The following is a 20058-nucleotide window of genomic DNA, read 5'->3' as shown; positions in this document are numbered from 1 at the left end:
TCGAATCGAAGCAGCCCGAACTCAAGCAGGCCCGGCGATCTCCAAGTCGACGAGGAAGCGCCGGGCCTGCCACTGCTCCGCGGGCAGCCGGTCGCCGGCCAGCGAGAAGTACTCTTCGGGGCTCATGATCTGCAGGGTGCCGGGCGCGGGGTCCCCATCGTCTGGCACGGGTTCGCCGAGAGGCGGTTCGTCGCGCAGGCGGCTGGGGCAGGCATCGGGAACGTCGGTCAGGCGCACGGCCCCGGGCCGGCGGATCCACTCGCTGATGCCGCGATCGTGCAGGTCATGAATAACTCGGACTCGCCGGACGATGCCAACCGTGGCGGGCAGATCGCCGATGATCCTCAGGAAGGCGTCGAAGCTCAGGCATCCGTCGAGCGCGACATCACCCGCCCGATGATCGCCGTCCCGGACCGCGCGCAGGTCGCCGGCCTCGACAAGATGCGCCCAGGGCTGTCCGCCGGCATCGAGCAGTGGGCTGGCCCGCACGACCCTCTGGTGCAGCACCAGATCCTCGGGGAGATCGGGATCATCGAGCCATCTGAGGCGGGTCGAGACCCGTTCACCCAGTGCCCACGGGGTGTCGCGCGGAGCAGTGTTGAGTAGGACTGGCCAGAGCATTGCTCCATCGTTTCACTGACGGTGACGGCAGATGGACGGTGAAGACGGTGCTGGAGGTCGTAGCCGGATTCGAACCGGCGTAGGCCGCTTTGCAGGCGGCTCCCTGACCACTCGGGCATACGACCGGGGTGGTGGAGCGCCCGCCGGCACGGGGGAACCGGCGGGCGCCGCCATGAGGCGGTGAAGCCTCGCTTACGGGTGGAGACGGCGCTCCACTTCTGCCTGTTCGACCAGTTCCGCGTACGTGTCAGCATCGTCAAGTGCCGACCGGGAGAGGAGCTGGACGGTCCAGGGCACGGGGCAGGGTGGCGCGTGGTCGGGGTCGGGGCAGAGGAGTCTGGTGATCTGTTCCTTGATGGTCTCCGCCTGTTGCTCGGTGGCGTAGATGCCCAGTCGTACTTCCCAGATGTCTGCGTCTTCCGGCATGCCGGTTCTCCTGCCTGGGACGAAGGCGTGGTTACCGCCTTGCGTGGTGTGCCGCAGCGGTCACCACCGGCGCTTGACGTCGCAGTGGCGCTTGTAGTGACCCTGCGGGACGGGGATGTTGCGCTCGGCGTCCAGTTTGGCCGCCTGCTCGGTGTTGCCGCTGCCGTCCGCCCGCTCGTAGGCGACGACGTTGTTGTCGCTGATCCGGACGATCTGGCACTGCACCGTGGCGTGGTAGGTCCGCAGGATGCTCACGTCGGTGGCCGCGGCCGCGGCGCCGGCGGACGTGGTGGTGCTGGCCATGGCGGCCGGGGCACCGATGCCGGTGAACGCGAACGCGGCGATGGCGATGACGGCGGCGCGACGCATCTTCATGGTTCCTCCGTGCTGGTGGATGAGGCCGCCGGGGCCTTTTCGCTCGGCTTCCCGTACGGCTTGCTCGATGCCGATGACCATTGCAGACCAATCGCCGCATTCGCATCTGCTGACAGGTTTACTGGCAGTCCCGTGTCAGCGCCCGGCGGCAGCTTTTCGCCGTATTCACCTCGCCTTATCGGGGTCGGCGTCGGGCGGGTGATCGGGGCGTCGGGCGGCAGGTCCCTGCCATAAGGATTCTTTGTTCCGAGAATCCGTGAACCTGTGCCGTGCGGCCGGCTACGTACATGCCGACACCGTTTCTTGCGTACCGGAAAGTGAGTTCGTGATGACCGCTTCTGCAGCCCTGCGAGGACGGCGGGACAACCCGTCGGTCTGGGTGGTGACCAGTACCGAGCTGACACGGCTGCGCCGTGGATTCATCGCCTGGTACGCGCTGCTCGCGCCCGTCGTGATCGCCGTCCCGCTGTTCATGGGGTCGCTGTTCGCCCCGGACGGGCCCGGCGAGCACACCTGGAAGGTGTTCAGCACCTCCACGCTGAACCTCTGGGGAATGTTGGTGCCGATGAGCGCCGGCCTGCTTGCGGCGTTGTCGATCCGCTCCGATCAGGACTCCTGGCGACTGATGCTGTCGTACGCGGTGCCGCGGCACCGGTACTTCACCGGCAAGGTGGCGGCGCTGTCGCTGCTCGGCCTGGTCTCCAGTGTCGTGCTGTTCGCCATGCTGCTGCTGGCCGCGGCGATCAACGGCCAGCTGGCCGACGCGGTGGGGCTGGCGGCCGGGGCGGCGTTCCTGCCCTGGCTGGTGGGCCTGGCCACGACCGGTATCGCGGTCCTGGTCGCGGCCGCCTGGGGCCTGGGTCCCAGCATCGCGGTCGGGGTGGTCGGCATGTTCGGCGGCCTGATCGTGGCCGACAAGTCGTTCTGGTTCGCCGTGCCGTTCAGCTGGCCGATGCGCATCCTGCAGTCGGTGGCCGGGGTCGGCACGAACGGTATCCCGCTGCCGGGCGGCGGCTCGTCCGGACATGCCATCCCGGTGGCGGTGGCGCTCTCTGTCGTGGTCCTCGTGCTGGTGCTGCTGGCCGGTGGCCGTCTGATGACCCGTAAGGAGGTCTGACCGTGCTCGCGTTGGACATCAAGAATCTGCACAAGCACTACGGCGCGCACCACGCTCTCGACGGCGTCGACCTGGCGGTGCGCGAGGGCGAGATCTACGGTCTGCTGGGCCCGAACGGGGCCGGTAAGACGACGCTGATGAAGACGGTGCTCGGGTTGCAGCGGCCGACCAGCGGGTCCATCACGTTGTTCGGTGAGCCGCACAGCCGGGCGCTGCTGGCGCAGGTCGGCGCGCTGATCGAGATGCCCGGGCTGTGGTCGCACCTGGACGCGGTGACCCACCTGCGCCTGCACGCGAAGCTGCGCGGGGTGCCGCTGGAGCGCATCGAGACCGTCATCGACCAGGTGCAGCTCGGCGAGGTGCGGCACCGGCGGGTGGCGAAGTACTCGCTCGGCATGCGCTGGCGCCTGGGCATCGCGATCGCGCTGCTGGCCGACCCGCGGTTGCTGATCCTCGACGAACCGACCAACGGTCTCGACCCGATCGGGGTCCGGGAGATGCGCGGGATCATCCGGTCCCTGGCCGCGGCCGGCACCACGGTCCTGATCTCCAGCCACCAGCTGTCGGAGATCGCGCAGATCTGCGACCGGGTCGGCGTGGTCGTGGCGGGCCGGACCCGCTATGAGGGCTCACTGCAAGGGTTGGCCGCCGGTGGTGATCTCGAGGCTGGCTTCTTCCAGCTGGTCGAGGTGGCCGGCGCAGGGGTCCGCTGACCGCGCAGTGAGGCAGGCGGTGCTCAGATTCCTCCTCTGAGCACCGCCTTTGCCGCGTCTGCGGCCGAGCTCACCACGAGGCGGCCGCGCCGGGGTGGTCACGGGTGCGGCGGTGCCGATGGGGGGCTGTACCCATGGACCGGATCTCTTCACGGTCCACGCGGACGGCAACACTGAACACGGAAGCCGGTGACTGAACCAGTGCGCCACGAAGCTCCGCCGGAGCCGCTGCCCATGTCAGACATGAGAAGCTCGATGCCGGTTCGTGAACGTGGCTCGACGCGATGGGGGCACGACAAACCCTGCGGGACCGCGAAGGGTCACCGCAGGGCTGGGAGGATCACGCGGCGGGGTGCACCCGGTGGGTGGTCTCGGCGAGCACCACGCGCAGTTCGGTACGGCCGGGGACCTCGAAACGGTCGTAGAGCTGGCGGACCCGGCGGTAGATGGAGCGTTCCGAGCAGTAGAAGCTCTTGGCGATCACCGACATGGTGTCGTTGCCGCACAGCAGCTTGAGCAGCGCGCGCTCCTCGCGGCCCAGGTCGGAGAGCACCTGCCGCGGCTGCCTGTCCGCCGTCGGCAGGGCGACCAGGCCGGCGCGGGGCTGCGGCACCCGCGCCAGGGCCGGCTGCCCGGCGCTGAACAGCACCGAGCGCAGCGAGTCGGCCTGCTTGTCGGCCGGCACCATAATGTTGAAGACACAGGTGGCGCCGTGCTTGATGGCCATGTACGTCTGGTAGCCGTTGACGTCGTTGACGATCGCGATGATCGGCGTCATGCAGGCGCTCTGCCGGATCGTGTGCACGAACTCGGCCTGGAACTCGTTGGTCACCGGCACGAAGATCGGCCACGGGTCACCGCCGGGCTGAGGCAAGGATTGCGGATCTACGAATTCGAAGAACACATCGAGGTCATCGAATGGTTCCTGACCCTCGTTAATGATTCCCCGAAGCCCGTTGTGTATGCGCACTCTGACTGTGCCGCTCAACGAAACTTCCCCCGTTTCGCACAATTTACAGCTTTGAGGATCCGCGATCCTCGCTTACCCTTCTTGACGAATCTTATCGTAAATGAGCGATATTCGCTGCTGCTGATCTCAACGAATGTGTGATTTTATTGCCGATTATGTCAGCACAGTTTCATGGCCTGGGTGAGCAGGGCGCCCGTGCTGACGTCGCCGGCGCCGCTGCCCTGGGCGCGGATGTCGTCCACGCTGCGGATCCCGGCCTGTTCGGCTTTGCCGTTGAGCGCGTACTCGGTGCCGTCGGCGGTGACGAAGACGGCCTGGGTGCCGGGGCGGCACTCGATGGTCCCGTGATCGACCGACAGCGGCCAGAGGTGCCCGAAGTTCTCGGCGGCGACCTGCTGGGTGGTCGAGCTCGGCGCCGGCAGCGGCACGGCGGGATCGGCGTCACGGGTGCCGGCGCCGCAGCCGGCCGCGGCCAGCAGCACGGTCGCAGCAGCGGCGGTCACCATGGTGGTCTTGATCATCGGTGGGTCTCCTGAGTCTCGCGATGGGTTTGCAGCAGTGCCACGTAGCCGTCTTCGAGGGTGGGTTCCACACGGCGGGCGCCGGCCGGGGGCGGGTCGCCGACGATGCGGTACTCGGTGCCCGTGGCCGTGGTGGTGGCGTTGACCACGGTGCAGCCCTCCGGCGCCGGCCCGTCGGAGTGCACCAGATAAGTCCGGTCCTCGGCGGCGTCGGTCAGTCCGGTGGTGCTGCCGAAATAGACCAGCCGGCCGGTGTTGAGCACGGCCACCTGGGGGCAGCTCTGCGCGACATCGGCCAGGATGTGGGTGGACAGCAGGACGGTCCGGTCCCCGCCGAGGCTGGCCAGAAGCGTACGGAAACGCATGCGTTCTTCGGGGTCGAGGCCGCTGGTGGGTTCGTCGACGATGATCAGGCGCGGGTCGCCGAGCAGGGTCTGTGCGATGCCGATGCGGCGTTTCATGCCGCCGGAGTAGCCGCCGATGCGCCGGTTCGCCTGGTCGCTGAGCCCGACCCGGTCGAGCAGCAGGTCGATCTGCCGACGCCGGGCGCCCTTGTCGTCGATGCCTTTGAGCAGGGCGATGTAGTCGAGGAACTCACGGCCGGTCAGTCCGGTGTACAGGGGAAGTTCCTGCGGCAGGTAGCCGAGCATCCGTTTGACGGCGGTGCGCCCGGCGGAGGTCGCGAGGTCGTGACCGCCGATCGTGATCCGTCCGGAGGTGGGACGCAGGACGCCGGCGAGAATCCGCATCAGGGTGGTCTTGCCGGCGCCGTTGGCGCCGAGCAGCCCGATCATGCCGGTGCCGACGGTCAGGTCGATGCCGTCGAGGGCCCGGTGACCGCCCTTGTAGTCCTTCGACAGGTTCTCGATCGTGACGTTCATCAGTGTGCTCCGATCCCGGATGTGCCGGATGTGGCGGACTGAGGCCGGCCGGTCATGGCCGCCGGCCGGCCACCAGCCGGGCAATGGTGAAGAAGGCCGCGGCCAGCAGCAGGACCAGGGCGAGGTTGGCCAGGATCGCCGGGCCGGTGACGGCCGGGCTCAGCGGGCCGTCGTGGAAGCGGTGGGCCCAGACGGGGTCGGCGTGCAGCCAGCCGGCGGCCGGGTACCCGCCGGCCGGGGACAGCAGGCTGCCGGTGATGGTCGGCACCGGCACCAGTGACGGGGTCAACACGGTCGCCCAGAACCATGTGACGACCACGATGACGCGGGCCACGACCGCGGGCAGCAGCAGACCGAGCAGGGCGGCGAGGCTGGTCAGCGCCAGCGCGCCGGGCAGGATCACGGTGAGCACGGCAGCGGCGGCGGCCAGCAGCGGCGCCGGGGTCGCCGCGGTGATGCTCCACCAGACACCCAGCAGGATCAGCATCAGCGCCGCCGGGGCCAGGACCACCGCCAGCGGACCGGCCAGGGTGCCCAGCATCCGGGTGCCGCTGCCGGCCGGGGTGGCGTCGAGCAGGTCGGCGATGCCCTGACGCCGCATGACGGCGAACCGGTCGGTGAGGGTGACGGCCACGCCCGGGGTACCGAAGATGCTCAGCACGAGCGCGGTGGTGCCGATCCGGGCGACCGGGTCCGCCAGGCCGGCCACCTTCTGCGACACCAGGACCAGCAGCAGCATCAGCATCGTCAGCGGGATCAGCGACAGCCACAGTCCGCGGCGGCGCATCACCAGCCGGGTCTCGTAGCGCAGGGTGCCGGTCACCGCGGTCGGGAGCAGCGTCATGTCATTCACCTTCCTGGTGGATGAGGGCCTCGCCGTCGCGCAGCCGCAGCACGGTCAGCAGGATCAAGCCCGCCGCGGCGACCAGCAGCGGCACCGGTTGCAGGCCGCCGGGCAGCATCCGGTCGACGACGAGCAGCTTGCCGAGCCAGACACCGAACACCGCGGTCGAGGCGGTGCTCACCGAGCGGGTCGCCACCGCCGTGTACGCGGCAGTGGCGATCAGCAGCGCGGCGGTGGCCCACACGTAGTCGCGGACCGCCAGCAGGGTGGTGGCCGCCAGCAGCAGCCCGGTCAGCAGGATCAGCCGGCGGCCGAGGGTGCGGGCCAGCGAGGTCGGCAGGCTCAGGTGCAGTTCGGCCAACGGCTCACGGGCGACGATCGCGGCCGCGCACAGTGCCGCGGCCAGCGGCACCAGAGCGGCGGTGAGCCAGGAGCCCCAGTACACCAGCGGGGCGGTGAACCACAACGCGGCGGTGACGGCCAGCAGCACGCACAGCTGCCGACCGCACCGCCGCGTGTCGTACCACCAGAGCAACCACCCGTCCATGCCTAGTAGGTAGCGGCCGGGGCGGCGAAGGTTCACGCCACAGAGGGCTCGAGTTGCGGAGATTTCATCGCCCGCAGCGCCACCGCGATCAGGGCGGCCGAGGCGACCAGCGTCCACGGCGTGGTTCCCCAGATCTGCGACACCACCGGCTGCAGGCGTTCGGCCAGCACCCCGCCCGGCATGGTGAGCACCGAGCCGGTCAGCCACAGCGCCGCGCCGGTGACCGCTCCCCACGCCGCCGAGCGCCACACCGTCACCGCCACCGCGGCCGCGCTGGCCAGCAGCGCCTGCCCGAGCCAACCGGACACGATCGCCGCCATGCCGGCCCCGGCGCCGGCGGCGGCCGCACCGGCGGACGCGGCCAATGCCATGGTCAGGCTGCTCAGCAGGGCCAGGACCAGCCGGGCGCCGAACACCGCGCTCGGCGAGACCGGCAGGGTGAACGGCAGCTCCATCCGCGGGTCGCTGCGCCGGGAGCAGGCCACGGTGACGCTGAGCAGGATCACCAGGGTGACCACCGAGGCGAACAACCGGTTGGCGGTCTCCGGCACGCGGGTCGCCGCGGCGACCGCGACCGCGGCGGCGAGTCCGGCGGCGGTCAGCGGCAGCAGGCTGCGCGGCACGAGCCGCCACTGCGCGGCCACCAGCGAACCGGCCAGCCGCCAGGACGTACCGAAGCCGGGCCGCACCACCGGGACAGGCTGCGCGGCCGGCCGGGCCGGCAGCATCCCGCCCAGCAGGGCGTCGAAACCGGGGACCGCGACCGGGCCGGTCATCTCGTCGGCGGCGACCCGGGTGGCGGTGGCCAGCTTGGTCCAGGCGGATGCCTGCTGCCGGCACTGCGCGCACTCGCTCAGGTGGGCGGCAGCCGCCGCGTCCGACGCCTGCCCAGCCATCGTGAGCTGCTCAAAGGCGAGGTGAGTCATCGTTCGCCAACTCTCTCCGAGACGGTCGTCAGTACGGCTGCCAGCCGCTTACGGGCATGCGACATGCGGCTCTTGACGGTGCCGACCGGGATGTCCAGGGCGGCAGCGACTTCCTGGTACGGCAATTCCTCCACCAGCACCAGCACCAGCACCTCGCGCAAATGTTCGGGCAGGTCACGGATCGCGTCGGCCACCTGCTCGGCACGGGCCTGCGCCAGGACCTGCTCCTCGACGCCCGGGGCGGTGTCCGCCGCGTCGGTGCTGTCGTTGAGCTCCACCGTGGTCAGGCTCGCCTTGCGCAGCCGGTTGTGGGCCTGCCGCCGGGCCACCCCCAGCAGCCAGCTGCGCACCGGTGCCTCGCCGCGGAAGGTGGCAGCCGACTGCCACACCGCCAGCCAGCTCTCCTGCAGACACTCCTCGGCGACGCCCTGATTCTGGGTGAGCCGGCGGATGAGTCGCAGCATCACCGCGGCGTGCCGTTCGTACAGCACCCGCAGGGCGTCCTGATCACCGCCGGCGACCGCGCTCATCAGCATCTCGTCTTGCTCCACACGATTGTGTGTAGCAGGCGGGGGCGCCGAGGTTCACAACGGACGCAATCTCTTTCGCCGGCCCCGGTCCGCGGGCTTCCGTACGGCCTGTCACGGCCCCTGCCGTTCCTGCCACAGTTGCGCTCATCGATTGCCTGATCGCGGCGGGAACTGGTCTGGTGGGTCTCGGCCGGGGAGCACAACGGTTCACCGGCCCCCAACCACCGCACGGTCCCATCCCGGGACCCGATCAAGGAGGAACACCTTGTCCATCGACCTGATCACCAAGCCGCAGACCGACATCACCGTGGACGACCTGTTCGACCTGGACGTCGACGTGAACATCGAGATGACCACCGCGTCGCCGATGATCACCAGCGTCTCGCTGTGCACCCCGGGCTGCACCAGCGCGGGTGGCGGCTCGCAGTGCAGCTTCTGCTGCTGACAAACCCTTGCCGGGGTCGGGGCTGGCAGGCCCCGACCCCCGGCACCACCTTGTCTCTGTTCAGGTTACCGGGGGTGTGAACGATGTCTACCCGAGCGCTGCGTGCGTGGGACAACTTTTTGGTACGGGCGCCGCTGGCGGCAACGTCCGCCGCGACCGGCCTCGAGCAGAACACCGACCCGGCCGACGGGCGCGCCGGCTACCTTGCCGTGCTGCACGCCGCGAACCGCGACGCCCGGCTGGTCGAGGCGCTGACCCTGGCGACTCCCACGCTGACCGCGGTCCTGGACCGGGTCGCCGCCGGGCAGGCCGACACGCTCAAACTCACCCAGCTGCGCCGCGCGGCCCTGGCGGTGCTGCGCTACGACATCCGGATGCGGACCCGGCCCACCCCGTTCGGCCTGTTCGCCGGCGTCACCAGTGGACGCTTCGACACCACCGCGAAAGCCGAATGGCATGAGCGGCACCGGTCCCGCACCCACGCCGACATGGGCTGGCTGCTGAAACTGGTCCGGCGCTTCGAGACCGACCCGGCGATCCTGCGGTATCTGCCGCTGCAAGCGCACCAGGCGCTGGTGCGGCGCGGGGACCGAATCGTGCTGGACGTCCCGTCGACCCCCGGGGTACGGCCCGGCGAGACCAGCCGCGCCTCGGTGTCGATTCGCAACTCGCCGATCGTCGACGCCGCCGTGCGGAGCGCGCGCCGGCTCATCCCGTTCGCCGATCTGAGCGCCGCGCTGGCCGCCGAGTTCTCCTCCGCGCCCGCCGAGCGCATCGACGCACTGCTCATCACGCTGGTCGAGCAAGAGGTGCTGATGACCGGGCTGCGGCCGCCGCTGGACGGCGGCGACCCGCTGGAGCACGTCATCACCGTGCTGGAGCGAGCCGCCCCGGCCGCCGCCGCGCCGCTGCGCGCGTTCGACCAGCGCCGCCGCGCCTACGACATGGTGGCCGTCGGCGCGGGCCGCGACGCGCTCACCGGACTGCTCCAGGCCGCCGAAAGGTTGCAGGAGCACACCAATCCGCTGCACATCGACCTGGCCATCGACGCCGACTTCCGCCTGCCCGAGGCGGTGCGCGCCGAGGTGGAGTCGGCCGCCGACCTGCTCTGGCGCATGTCGGCGCCCCGGCTCGGGATGCGGCCGCTGCGGGCGTACCACATGCGGTTCCTGGAGCGCTACGGCGCCGACCGGGTGGTGCCGCTGCTCGAACTGCTCGACGGCAACCGGTCGCTGGGCGCGCCGGCCGGGTACGAGTGGCCGGCCAGCGAGGCCCCGGCCGACCCGCCGGACGAGCCGGTCTCGATCGCCCGCAACCGCCGGATCACCCTGCTGGCCGCGGAGGCGATCCGGCAGCGCCGCCGCGAGATCGTCCTGGACCCGGACAGCGTCCGCGATCTGCTGCACGACGACGCCGACCCGGCCGACCTGCCCAACTCCTGCGAGCTGTACGTGCACGTCGTGGCTGCCTCCCAGGACTCGCTGGCCGGTGACGACTTCCGCGTCGTACTGTCGCCCAGCCCCGGCTCGCACCACGCCGGCGCCACCATGGCCCGGTTCGCCGACCTGCTGCCCGACAGCCGGCAGCTGACCGATGAGCAGCGGCGTCGCCCGCAGCACGTCGCCGGGGCGATCACCGCCGACCTGGCGTTCACCCCGCGTTCCAGCCGGGCGGCGAACCTGGCGCACACCACGGCGCACACCGGCCGGCGCATCAGCGTCGGGCTGCCGGACGCCCCCGGGGTGGAACAGATCGCCCTCGACGACATCGGCGTCGCCGCGACCCTCGAGCGGATGTGCGCCATCCACCTGCCGACCGGCCGCGAGATCATCCCGCAGCTGCCCAGCATGGTCAGCCCCGCCGTGCAGGCGCCCAACGCCGCCCGGCTGCTCTACGAGATCGGCCTGGAGGGTCAGCGGCTCTGGGAGCCGTGGAACTGGGGGCCGATGGCCGACGCGCCGTACCTGCCCCGGGTCCGCTACGGGCGTACCGTGATCGCGGCCGCGACCTGGCGGGTCGACCCCCTGCGCGCCGACCTCGACGACCCGGGTCGCTGGGCCGCGGCCGTCGAGGCGTGGCGGCAGGCGTGGGACGTGCCGCGCCGGGTCATGGTGGTCAGCACCGACCAGCGGCTGGTGCTGGACCTGAGCAACCCCTGGCACCTCGAACTGCTGCGCGACGAGGTCCGCAAGGACGCCGGTCTGGTGGCCCAGGAGGTCGCCGGGGAGTACGAGGGCTGGCTCGACCACGGCACCGGCGGGCACACCGTCGAGATCGTCGTGCCGCTCTCGCGCCGGCGCACCCCGCCGTCGCGTCCCGGGCACGTGGCCCACCTCGACGGTGACCGCACCCCCGGCCCGGCCACCGGGGAATGGCTCTACTTCCAGGTGTACGGAACCCGCCGCGGCCAGGACGACCTGCTGCGCGAGCAGCTGCCCGCCCTGGTGCAGACCGCCGCTCAGCACGGCGCCGACCGGTGGTTCTTCATCCGCTACACCGACAGTCAGGGCCACCACCTGCGGATCCGGCTGCACGGCACCCCGTCGGCGCAGTGGGCGCAGGCCGGCACCGCGGTCGGTGACCTGCTCGCCCAATGGCAGCACGCCGGCATCGCCGGCGGGCACCGCCTCGACCAGTTCGACCCGGAACTGGAACGCTACGGCGGCGCGGCGGCCCGCGACGCCGCCGAACTGATCTTCCAGCAGGACAGCACCGCGGCGATCAACCTGCTGCGGCTGGCCAAGGACCCACATTTTCCGTACACCCTGGACGAGCTGACCGTGTTCTCCACGGCCGCGCTGGCGCAGGCGTTCGGCCTGCCGCTGCCCGGCGCGCGCTGGGTGGATGAGCAGTACGCCGACGACCCGGCCGCCGCCTGGCTGTCCATCACCGGGTCCCGGCGCGACCTGCCCGACGCGTTCCGCAAACGGGCCGGCTGGTGGCGCCAGCGGGTCGACCCGGACAGCGGGTTCACCGCCCTCGCCGGTGAGCCGGCCGGGCAGAGCGTGCTGCGGGTGCTGCACCAGCGCGACGAAGCGGTCCGGGCGTTCGCGCAACGGCTGCGGGACACCGCGTCACGCACTCCGCAGGCCCGCGTCGCCGGCAGCCTGCTGCACATGACATGCAACCGGCTCATCGGCGGTGACTCCGCCCGCGAGCAGGAGATCCTCGGCATCGCCCGGGGCGCCGTGCAGGACAACCACGCCCGCAGGAGGCACACCCGATGACCGTCACCGACCTGCCCACCCCGCCGGTGACGGTGCTGCCCCGGGCCCGTGAGGCGGTGCTGCTGGTGGCCGACCGGCTGGCCGACCCGGACACCGTGGCCGCGATCGCCGATGACGACGGCAACCGGGAACCGATTTTCAACGCGTCGCTGTGGGGGCCGCTGACCCTGTCCAACGGCCTGCCCGGCGTCGCGCTGCTCTACGCCGAACTGGCCCGCACCGACGCCCGATGGTTGTCGGTCGCGCACCGGCACGTGCAGCGGGCCGCGCAGCTGATGTCCTCGTCCCCGGCACGGGGCCTGCACGCCGGGCCCGCCGCGCTGCTGACCGCCGCACAGAGCTGCGCCGCCGCCACCGGCAGCGGGCAGTATGCGACGCTGCGCCGCAACCTGGCCGGCTGGCTCGCCACCGACCAGCAGCGCCGCCTCGACGAGTTCGCCGCCCGCACCGACCACGGCGTGCCCTGGGCCGCCTACGACGTGATCAACGGGATGTCCGGGACCGGCCGGCTGCTGCTGGACGTGGTCGACGACCCGGCCGAGGACTCTCCCACCGCACGGCGGGCCCTGGACCGCACGCTGCGCCACCTGGTCCGGCTCAGCGAGCCGATCACGGTCGACGGCGTCGAGACGCCCGGCTGGTGGGTCCCCGCCGACCTGCAACCGATCAAGCAGGACCAGGAGACCTACCCACGCGGCGACTTCAACCTGGGACTGGCGCACGGCGCCGCCGGGCCGCTGACCCTGCTGGCGCTCGCCGCCCGCCGCGGCCACGAGGTTCCCGGCCAGCGCGCCGCCGTCGAGCGCATCGCCACCTGGTTCACCGGCTGGACGCTGACCGACGAGCACGGCGCGTACTGGCCGTGCCGGGTCTCCTGGGACGAGCAGGTCGCCGCCGACCGGCCCGGCACGGCGTTCACCAGGACGGCCTGGTGCTACGGCGCCCCCGGCGTGGCCAGCGCCCTGTACCTGGCCGGCGACGTCTACGCCGTCGACAGCTGGCGGCAGGCCGCCGTCGCGGCGCTGCACGCGGCACTGGCCCGGCCCGAGCAGCGCTGGCATCTCGACGGCCCGACGGTGTGCCACGGCTCGGCCGGGTTCGCGCAGGTGCTGTGGCGCGTAGGCACTGCCTCGGGTGACCCCGGGCTGCTCACCGGCGCCGCCCGCGTCGCCCGCCGGACGCTGGAGTTCCTGGACCCGCAGGCACCGTTCGGCTTCGCGCACCTGGTGCCCGACTCGCCGCGCGGCTGGCAGGACGCCACCGGTTACCGGTCGCTGAACGTGGCCGGCGCCCTGGAGGGCGCCGCCGGGGTGGCCTGCACCCTGCTGCCGTTCACCGGTGACATCCCGGGCACCGACCGTGCCTGGGACCGCTGCCTGGCGCTGAGCTGATGTCCGCGGTCACGCTGCCGCAGCGGCTGCTCATCGGGGTCAGCGGATCGGTCGCCGCGCTGAACCTGCCCGCGTACCTGCACGCCCTGCGCGTCGCCGGCGTCCAGCAACTGGTCGCCGTCCTCACCCACACCGCGCAGCAGTTCACGCCGCCGGCCACCCTGAAACTGATCTGCGACGCCGTCTACACCGACGACGACCACGGCCGCGGGCACGTCGCCCTGGGCCGGTGGGCCGAGCAGATCGTCGTGCTGCCCGCCACCGCGCACCTGCTCGGCTGCCTGGCGCACGGCCTGGCGCCGAACCTGCTGGCCACCACCCTGCTGGCCACCGACGCCCCGATCACCCTGGTCCCGGCGATGAACGAGGTGATGTGGCGGCGCCCGGCAGTACGCCGCAACGTCGACACGCTGCGCGGTGACGGTCACCGGGTCGTCGAGCCGCTGCCGGGCAGCACGTACGAGGTGGCCAGCCGGTCGATCGTGGCCGGGCTGACCACTCCCCCGCCGGAATCACTGGTCCAGCTGCTGGGCGGGGTGACCGCGTGACCGCCGCCTTCGACATCGACACCCTGCGGGTCACCTACGGCGAGGTGGTGGCCGTCGACGGGATCAGCCTGCGCTCCGCACCCGGGCGCATCACCGCGCTGCTCGGGCCCAACGGCGCCGGCAAGTCCAGCCTGCTGCAGGCGCTGTCCACCGCGCTGACGCCGGCCGCGGGCAGCATCACCATCTTCGGGCACGACGTACGGCAGCAGCCGGCCCTGGCCCGGCGCCGGCTCGGCCTGGTCTTCCAGGAACGCACCCTGGACCAGGACCTGAGCGTGTGGCAGAACCTGTGGTTCCACGCCCGCCTGTTCGGCCTGTCCCGCCCCGACGCCCGACAGGCCATCACCCGGCTGCTGGAGCAGTTCGGCCTCGCGCACCGCGCGGGCGACCCGGTCAGCGCGCTCTCCGGCGGCCTGTCCCGCCGGGTGGAGATCATCCGGGCCCTGGTGCACCAGCCCAGCCTGCTGATCCTGGACGAGCCGACCACCGCCCTGGACCCGCAGGCCCGCCGGCAGGTGTGGGACGACCTGCGCCGGCTGCGGGCCGAGGCGGGCACCACCATCCTGTACTCGACGCACTATCTCGACGAGGCCGAGTACGCCGACGACGTGGTGATCGTCGACGGCGGCACGGTGGTCGAACAGGGCTCCCCGGCCGTACTGAAAGCGGGTCTTGGCTCTTCGCGGGTTTTGCTGTCCACCGGCGACGACACGCTGGCGCTGACCACGCTGACCGCGGCCGGTTTCGACGCCGTGCCGCACGGCGGCGGGATAGCCGTGCCCTGCGCCGAGCCGGAACGCCGGATCGCCGCGATCATCGCCGCGCTCACCGTGCCGGTGCTGTCGGTGTCGGTGCAGCACCCCTCCCTGGACGACGTCTTTCTCGCGCTCAGCGCCGCCGGCGCGGAAGTGAGGCTGTGATGGTCACGACCACGGCGGTCGCCCCCGCCGGCGAAGCCGCGCTGGTCACCAGCGCCCGCGCCATCCTGATCATCGCCCAGCGCGACCTGTTCCGGCAGGTGCGCCACCCCGGCGTGCTGGCCGCCCAGGCCGTCCAGATCCTGTTCTTCGTGCTGGTCTACGCGGTCGGGTTCGACGGCATGATCGCCCCGGTCGACGGTGTCGCGTTCAGCGCGTACGTCTATCCCGGGATCATCGCGGTGCAGGTGGTGACCGTCGGGATCAGCTCCGGGCTCACCTACGCCTGGGATCGCGACTACGGGGTGCTGCGCGAGATGCTGGTCGCCCCGGTGCCGCGGATCTGCCTGCCGCTGGGCAAGGTCGCCGCCACGGTCGCGCTGATGGCCGCGCAGAGCGCCGTCATGCTGGCCGTCGCACCGCTGCTCGACCTGCCGCTGAGCGTGCTCTCGTTCGCCGCCGGCGTCGGCGTGTACGCGGCGACCGCCGCGGTGTTCAGCGTCATCGGCCTGCTGCTGGCCACGGTGATCGCCTCGGTGCAGACCTTGCAGGCCGCGGTCCAGATGGGCATGTACCCGCTGCTGTTCCTGTCCGGGTCGGTGTTCAACCCCGATCAGGTGCCGTCCTGGCTGGCGACCGCGATGGCGATCAACCCCATGACGTACGCGGTGGACCTCGCCCGGCACGCGCTGCTGGCCACCCCCTCCGGGCTTCCGGTATGGCTGGACCTCGTCGTGCTGGGCGCACTGTTGGCTATCGCGGGCACCGTCCTGCGCGCCCGAGTCGGGAGCTGACCATGAGCGAGCTGAGCATGCCGGACAGCAGTCTGCGCGGGCAGGTCATCGGCCTGCCCGCCTGGCCCGCGCTGATCCCGGAACTGCCCGCCACCCCTCGCGGCCAGGCCCCGGCGGTGATCCTCGACCAGGCGCTGACCTGGCTGTCGGGCAACCTCGGCTGGCTCGACCCGCACCGCTGGGAGCAGCACCTCCGGGCCCGCCCGTTCCCCGGCACCACCGTGCTGGAACTGCTGGTGCTGTGCCGGCGGCTGCCCGCCGGGCCGCTCACCCGCCGGGTCACCGAGCAGTGCCTGGACGCCGCGCAGGCCATCACCGCGGAACCGGACTTCGTCGCCGGCCTGTACCGCACCGACCCGGTCTTCACCTACCGGGTCTGGCTGCTGGCGCTGCTGTCGGAGTTCGGCCGCCCGGTCCACGAGCTCAACGACGCCGTACAGACCCTGCTCGACACCGGATGCGGCGACCTGACCAACCTGGGCCGGCAACCGTTCGCCGCCCTGGAGCTGCGCTACGCCCTGGACCTGGGCGGATTCACCAGCACCCTGCCGGACCTCAAGCAGCTGTACTCGCGCACCATGCTCGCCCACCGCGCCGACCCGCTGTACGTCAGCGACACCGAGGCGTACGCGATCACGCACATCCTGTTCTACCTCAGCGACTTCGGCCGCCGCGCCCCGTTCGTCGGTGACCCCGCCGGCCTGGCCCGGCTGCGCGGCCTGATCGGCACCCTGCTCGGCATCTACCTGGCCCGCAACGACCTCGACCTGAGCGCCGAACTGATGCTCTGCGCCCAGCTGGTCGGCATGGGCGAGCACGAGCTGGTCCGGCACGGCTGGCGGCGCCTGGCCGACGCCCAGCGCGACGGCGGGCAGATCCCCGGACCGCTGTACCGCCAGAGCACCCGCGACGGGGTCGACGGCGACAAGGCAGACGCCTACACCTTCGGCACCTGCTATCACACCACGGTCGTCGCGGCCCTCGCGGCGGCGGAACGGGAGCGGAAATATGGCAGTGAACCTCACTGAACGCGCCGGCGCGGCGCTCACCCGCGCACATGGGTTCCTGCACCGCCTGCCCACCGCCGCGGTGTCCGCGCACGGGCCGGCCGCCGCCGTCAGCCGGCGCGCCGGCCTGGCGATCTGCGAACTGATGTGCCCGGAGCTACGCGCCCGCCGCCCGACCGGCGACCCCCTGCCCACGCTCGCGTTCGCCGGCGCCGACGAACCCCTGCGCCGGCTGGCCACCGGGCGGCGCCAGCCGTTCCCCGACACCACCGCCCCGGCGGGTCCGGACGACATGCCGGCCTGGGCGCTGGGACTGCTGCGCGCCGACCCGCAGGCCCTGGCCGGACTCGCCGAACGCGCCGCCCTGGACTCCCTGTGGGGATGCACCACCACGACGATGGCAACCCGCGACCGCGCCGGCTGGTCCACCGCCCTGCCGGTCGCCCTCGCCCTGGCCGCCCAGCACCGCGACCTCGCCCTGCTCCCGGCACTGATCCGGGCGATCGGCTACCTGGCGCTGAACGAACACCCCCTCACCACCACCGCGACCGCACTGCTGATCTCGCAGCAACAACCCGACGGTGGCCTGGGCATCCTGCCCACCGGCGCCGATCCGCACCTACAAACCCGCATCCGGTTACGCCTGACCGTCAGCTTCGCCTGGGCCCTCGCGGAGATGACCGAACCGGGCTTCACGGCCGCTGTCATGAGCGGGGAAGTCGCCTACGACACCTGATTGGACCGCTATGCCCATCACTGTGCACCTGCCCACCGCCCTGCGGGTCTGCGCCGGCGGCCGGCGCACCGTCGAAGGCGCCGGCACCACCTTCCACGACCTCCTCGACGACCTGGACAGCCGACATCCGGGCCTACGCGACAAAGTCCTCACCCCGGAGGGTGCCCTGCACCGCCTCGTCCGGATCCGCCTCAACGATGACAAGCACACCCTGCGTGAACCACCGACCCGCTTGACTGACGGCGACGCGGTGACGTTGCAGTCCGCTGTGGATGGTGGCGCGCTCGGCTTCGCGGCGGCAGCCGCACTCTTCGGGTCCCTGGCCTGAGCGGAAGCCGCTCCGGCGGCACCTGCTCTGGCCGGCCCGAGACCCGGCTCGCCGGCAGCTTCGACGCCCCGGCCACCGTCAGCCCCGGCGGCGAACCCTGCCTGAACGCGACCGCCGGAATCCGAACCGGCCAGATGAACGGCGGCAGCTCAAACCGCTCCGGTCTCTTCGAACGTCCACAACTGCTGCCGGTTGCTGTCATCGGAATCAGCCGGCTTCACAGCGATGCCGTCGGCAGCTGCCTGGATGACCGTGCCTGCTCCCTGGTTGTACAGCTGGAACGTCGCGAGAGCGCCTTCCTGGCCGACTCGCGAGATGCCCCACTTCTGGCTGAGGACTCCGGTGTAGTGCGTCTGCACGGCGTCCGTGGCGGCCAGGTCGAGCACCAGACCGCTGTGCCGGGCGACGAGCTTGTACTGCCAGTTTGCCGCGCAAATGGCTCGCCATTGCTCGTTGGTGCCGCCGGCGTACGTCCACTGGATGACGGAGGCGCCGCTCACCCTGGACTTGCGGGCGACGTTGAGCGACTTCCCGGTCGCCACGTTAGTGATCTTGTAGTAGACGGTGGGGTTCGGTCCGCGCAGGCAGATCGGCTCGTCGGCGGCCACGGCCGGTGCCGCGAGGAGGCCGAGCGATACGCCGACGGCGATAGCGGCGCAGAGGAGCCGGGCGCCGGCCCGCAGGCCGGGGTTCGGGAAATGCATTGATTCACCTCGAAGGTCGGGACACGGATGACGCATTGACGGCCTTCCGGCAAGCGCCGCGCCGCTCAACGTCTTGGCGGCTGCCGACGCTTATCGGCCAGCCGTGACGGCAGCGCTCTACGACGCACATGTTAGCGCTAACTAAACATCCATCAATGCCTGGGCGCCGCCCGTAGCAGCTAGTTCACTTTGGGTGCGCTCCCATTCGGCAGGCTTCCCGAAAAGGCGAGACCGTGGCCTGCATTGTCCACCCAAGTCGCCGCGTCGAACCAGACTCAGGGTTGTTAACGCTAACTTAAAATGACAGAGTTTTTAGGATGAGCGAGACGACCCCGACCGGCCCATGAAGGCGACAACGGCGGCCCGCAGCGGGTCATCGTCGACTTCCGCCGGCTTGATGGTGTCGACCAGGGCATGCAGGCGAGCCGCCTCGCCGGGATGGGCAGCCCAGTAGTCTGCCGGGACGCGGTTCAGGACGGCGTTCAGCAAGTCGCCCGGGTAGTAATCACCCTCGGCCAACGGGTCGTGTTCGAGGATGTCCAGTGCCCGCGGCACCAGTACCGGGACACCTTCCCGCTGGCCGAGCAGGACTCGCAGATCCTCGACCTCCAGCGAGCCGATCGGTTTGCGGCGCAGCTCGTGGACCGTGGCGATGAGCTTGGTGGCGTCGGCCGGCGCAGCACCCCAGACGTCGCCTTCGATCTCTTCGAGGGACTGCTCCCATCGCGGCTTCATCCGGCGGCCGGGAGGCTTCGATAGAAATCGGCGATCAGGCCGGTCAGGTGCGGGGTGTCGCGGTAACAGGTGGCGTGGGAGCCGGAGATGTGCCGGTAGGTGAGAAGAGGGCTCTGGCGGGCGAGCAGCTCCTTCTCCTCGGCGGGGGAGATCGTTCCGCTGTCGGGGGAGGCCAGAACCAGCACCGGGACCTCGAGGAGCTGCAACAAGTCGAGCATGTGGGTGAAGTCGTAGTGCCAGCGCAGGAGGCTGCCCTCGACCCACTCGTCGACCTCGTGCTCCTCCGGGTGGGCGGCGAAGGACTGGTCGATCACGACGAGACTGCGGATGCGGCGGGCGCCCCACGTCGTCGCCGAGATGGCGCTCACCAGGGCGCCGTACGAATAGCCGACGGCATGGATTTCCTGGGGGAAGACGTCGGCGATGCGGTGCAGGTCGGCGGCGAAGTCCAGGACCGAATAGCCCCAGATCGGCTTCGGGCTGGCGCCGTGAGCTCGCAGGGACGGGTAGAACGCTGCCGAGCCGGCCGGGCAAAGGGCGTCGCCCAGTTCACGGAGCTGGTTCTTGTCGCCGCCGAAGCCGTGGACCAGGAGCATCGAGCCGGGGGCGGAGCCGGCCGCTGTGCCCGGGACGCGGTCGTAGTCGGGCAGTTCGATGAACGGGTGTGCCGCGAGAGCCGGTTCCATGGTGCGCCAGGCTAACCGACCGTCCGATGTGACGCGACAGGCGGTGATCTTGCCTGCCGGCGGGTCGCG

At 71.2% G+C, this 20058-nt stretch carries 24 protein-coding genes and 1 tRNA gene; 11 read left to right on the top strand and 14 right to left on the bottom strand.

What is annotated here, in order from left to right:
- Positions 1 to 21 precede the first annotated feature (21 nt).
- The 4 genes from Aiant_RS23830 to Aiant_RS23815 all read right to left on the bottom strand — a co-directional run bounded on the left by Aiant_RS23830 (position 22) and on the right by Aiant_RS23815 (position 1422).
- Complete coding sequence (locus Aiant_RS23830; protein ID WP_189329080.1) at positions 22 to 621, bottom strand: hypothetical protein; 600 nt, start codon at positions 619 to 621, stop codon at positions 22 to 24.
- A gap of 51 nt (positions 622 to 672) precedes the next feature.
- A tRNA-Cys gene (locus Aiant_RS23825) sits at positions 673 to 746 on the bottom strand.
- A gap of 67 nt (positions 747 to 813) precedes the next feature.
- Positions 814 to 1047, bottom strand: a complete 234-nt coding sequence (locus Aiant_RS23820) for a hypothetical protein (protein WP_189329079.1) — start codon at positions 1045 to 1047, stop codon at positions 814 to 816.
- Between the two features lie 60 nt (positions 1048 to 1107).
- Entirely contained in the window at positions 1108 to 1422 is a 315-nt protein-coding gene (locus Aiant_RS23815) for a hypothetical protein (protein WP_189329078.1), read from the bottom strand.
- 328 nt (positions 1423 to 1750) lie between these two features.
- On the opposite strand from Aiant_RS23815, the gene Aiant_RS23810 reads away from it, so the two are divergent.
- Positions 1751 to 2539: a lantibiotic immunity ABC transporter MutE/EpiE family permease subunit gene (locus Aiant_RS23810; RefSeq protein ID WP_189329077.1), complete on the top strand. Its 789-nt coding sequence runs from the start codon at positions 1751 to 1753 to the stop codon at positions 2537 to 2539.
- A 2-nt stretch (positions 2540 to 2541) separates the two neighbouring features.
- Positions 2542 to 3252, top strand: coding sequence for an ABC transporter ATP-binding protein (locus tag Aiant_RS23805; protein ID WP_189329076.1), 711 nt, complete (start codon positions 2542 to 2544; stop codon positions 3250 to 3252).
- Positions 3253 to 3592: 340 nt separating this feature from the next.
- On the opposite strand, the gene Aiant_RS23800 is transcribed toward Aiant_RS23805, so the two are convergent.
- The 7 genes from Aiant_RS23800 to Aiant_RS23770 all read right to left on the bottom strand — a co-directional run bounded on the left by Aiant_RS23800 (position 3593) and on the right by Aiant_RS23770 (position 8492).
- Positions 3593 to 4084 (bottom strand): helix-turn-helix transcriptional regulator, encoded by a 492-nt coding sequence (locus Aiant_RS23800; protein ID WP_189329075.1) that lies wholly within the window; start codon positions 4082 to 4084, stop codon positions 3593 to 3595.
- Positions 4085 to 4380: 296 nt separating this feature from the next.
- Positions 4381 to 4743 carry a DUF2511 domain-containing protein gene (locus Aiant_RS23795; protein ID WP_212846510.1) on the bottom strand — a complete coding sequence of 121 codons (363 nt, stop codon included), beginning with the start codon at positions 4741 to 4743 and terminating at the stop codon, positions 4381 to 4383.
- Entirely contained in the window at positions 4740 to 5624 is an 885-nt protein-coding gene (locus Aiant_RS23790) for an ABC transporter ATP-binding protein (RefSeq protein ID WP_189329074.1), read from the bottom strand. The genes Aiant_RS23795 and Aiant_RS23790 overlap by 4 nt, the downstream gene beginning before the upstream one ends.
- A 52-nt stretch (positions 5625 to 5676) precedes the next feature.
- Positions 5677 to 6468 (bottom strand): hypothetical protein, encoded by a 792-nt coding sequence (locus Aiant_RS23785; RefSeq protein ID WP_189329073.1) that lies wholly within the window; start codon positions 6466 to 6468, stop codon positions 5677 to 5679.
- Between the two features lies 1 nt (position 6469).
- Positions 6470 to 7015 (bottom strand): hypothetical protein, encoded by a 546-nt coding sequence (locus tag Aiant_RS23780; RefSeq protein WP_189329072.1) that lies wholly within the window; start codon positions 7013 to 7015, stop codon positions 6470 to 6472.
- Positions 7016 to 7047: 32 nt separating this feature from the next.
- A complete protein-coding gene (locus Aiant_RS23775) occupies positions 7048 to 7911 on the bottom strand; it encodes a hypothetical protein (protein WP_189329071.1) in 864 nt (287 codons plus the stop codon).
- 26 nt (positions 7912 to 7937) lie between these two features.
- A complete protein-coding gene (locus Aiant_RS23770; protein WP_189329070.1) occupies positions 7938 to 8492 on the bottom strand; it encodes an RNA polymerase sigma factor in 555 nt (184 codons plus the stop codon).
- Between the two features lie 244 nt (positions 8493 to 8736).
- On the opposite strand from Aiant_RS23770, the gene Aiant_RS23765 reads away from it, so the two are divergent.
- The 9 genes from Aiant_RS23765 (at position 8737) to Aiant_RS23725 (ending at position 17864) form a co-directional block, all read left to right on the top strand.
- Entirely contained in the window at positions 8737 to 8916 is a 180-nt protein-coding gene (locus Aiant_RS23765; RefSeq protein ID WP_212846509.1) for a gallidermin/nisin family lantibiotic, read from the top strand.
- A gap of 83 nt (positions 8917 to 8999) precedes the next feature.
- Positions 9000 to 12143, top strand: coding sequence for a lantibiotic dehydratase (locus Aiant_RS23760; RefSeq protein ID WP_189329069.1), 3144 nt, complete (start codon positions 9000 to 9002; stop codon positions 12141 to 12143).
- Complete coding sequence (locus Aiant_RS23755; protein WP_189329068.1) at positions 12140 to 13534, top strand: lanthionine synthetase C family protein; 1395 nt, start codon at positions 12140 to 12142, stop codon at positions 13532 to 13534. Before Aiant_RS23760 ends, Aiant_RS23755 begins: the two co-directional genes overlap by 4 nt.
- Positions 13534 to 14082 (top strand): flavoprotein, encoded by a 549-nt coding sequence (locus Aiant_RS23750; protein WP_189329067.1) that lies wholly within the window; start codon positions 13534 to 13536, stop codon positions 14080 to 14082. Before Aiant_RS23755 ends, Aiant_RS23750 begins: the two co-directional genes overlap by 1 nt.
- Entirely contained in the window at positions 14079 to 15002 is a 924-nt protein-coding gene (locus Aiant_RS23745; RefSeq protein ID WP_189329066.1) for an ABC transporter ATP-binding protein, read from the top strand. Before Aiant_RS23750 ends, Aiant_RS23745 begins: the two co-directional genes overlap by 4 nt.
- Complete coding sequence (locus tag Aiant_RS23740; RefSeq protein ID WP_189329065.1) at positions 15002 to 15793, top strand: ABC transporter permease; 792 nt, start codon at positions 15002 to 15004, stop codon at positions 15791 to 15793. The genes Aiant_RS23745 and Aiant_RS23740 overlap by 1 nt, the downstream gene beginning before the upstream one ends.
- Before the next feature lie 2 nt (positions 15794 to 15795).
- Positions 15796 to 16821 carry a DUF6895 family protein gene (locus Aiant_RS23735; protein ID WP_189329064.1) on the top strand — a complete coding sequence of 342 codons (1026 nt, stop codon included), beginning with the start codon at positions 15796 to 15798 and terminating at the stop codon, positions 16819 to 16821.
- Positions 16802 to 17536 carry a hypothetical protein gene (locus Aiant_RS23730; protein WP_189329063.1) on the top strand — a complete coding sequence of 245 codons (735 nt, stop codon included), beginning with the start codon at positions 16802 to 16804 and terminating at the stop codon, positions 17534 to 17536. The genes Aiant_RS23735 and Aiant_RS23730 overlap by 20 nt, the downstream gene beginning before the upstream one ends.
- Before the next feature lie 10 nt (positions 17537 to 17546).
- Positions 17547 to 17864, top strand: a complete 318-nt coding sequence (locus Aiant_RS23725; protein WP_189329062.1) for a MoaD/ThiS family protein — start codon at positions 17547 to 17549, stop codon at positions 17862 to 17864.
- Between the two features lie 149 nt (positions 17865 to 18013).
- Here Aiant_RS23725 and Aiant_RS23720 read toward each other — a convergent pair whose 3' ends face one another.
- The 3 genes from Aiant_RS23720 to Aiant_RS23710 all read right to left on the bottom strand — a co-directional run bounded on the left by Aiant_RS23720 (position 18014) and on the right by Aiant_RS23710 (position 19989).
- Entirely contained in the window at positions 18014 to 18568 is a 555-nt protein-coding gene (locus tag Aiant_RS23720; RefSeq protein ID WP_189329061.1) for an RICIN domain-containing protein, read from the bottom strand.
- 312 nt (positions 18569 to 18880) lie between these two features.
- Positions 18881 to 19303, bottom strand: a complete 423-nt coding sequence (locus tag Aiant_RS23715; protein ID WP_189329060.1) for a contact-dependent growth inhibition system immunity protein — start codon at positions 19301 to 19303, stop codon at positions 18881 to 18883.
- The gene (locus tag Aiant_RS23710) at positions 19300 to 19989 is read right to left on the bottom strand and encodes an alpha/beta fold hydrolase (RefSeq protein ID WP_189329059.1); all 690 of its coding nucleotides are present in this window, start codon (positions 19987 to 19989) and stop codon (positions 19300 to 19302) included. Before Aiant_RS23710 ends, Aiant_RS23715 begins: the two co-directional genes overlap by 4 nt.
- Between the last annotated feature and the right edge of the window lie 69 nt (positions 19990 to 20058).

The organism is Actinoplanes ianthinogenes (assembly GCF_018324205.1).
GTDB lineage: Bacteria > Actinomycetota > Actinomycetes > Mycobacteriales > Micromonosporaceae > Actinoplanes > Actinoplanes ianthinogenes.
This window is presented reverse-complemented; position numbering and strand designations above follow the sequence as displayed.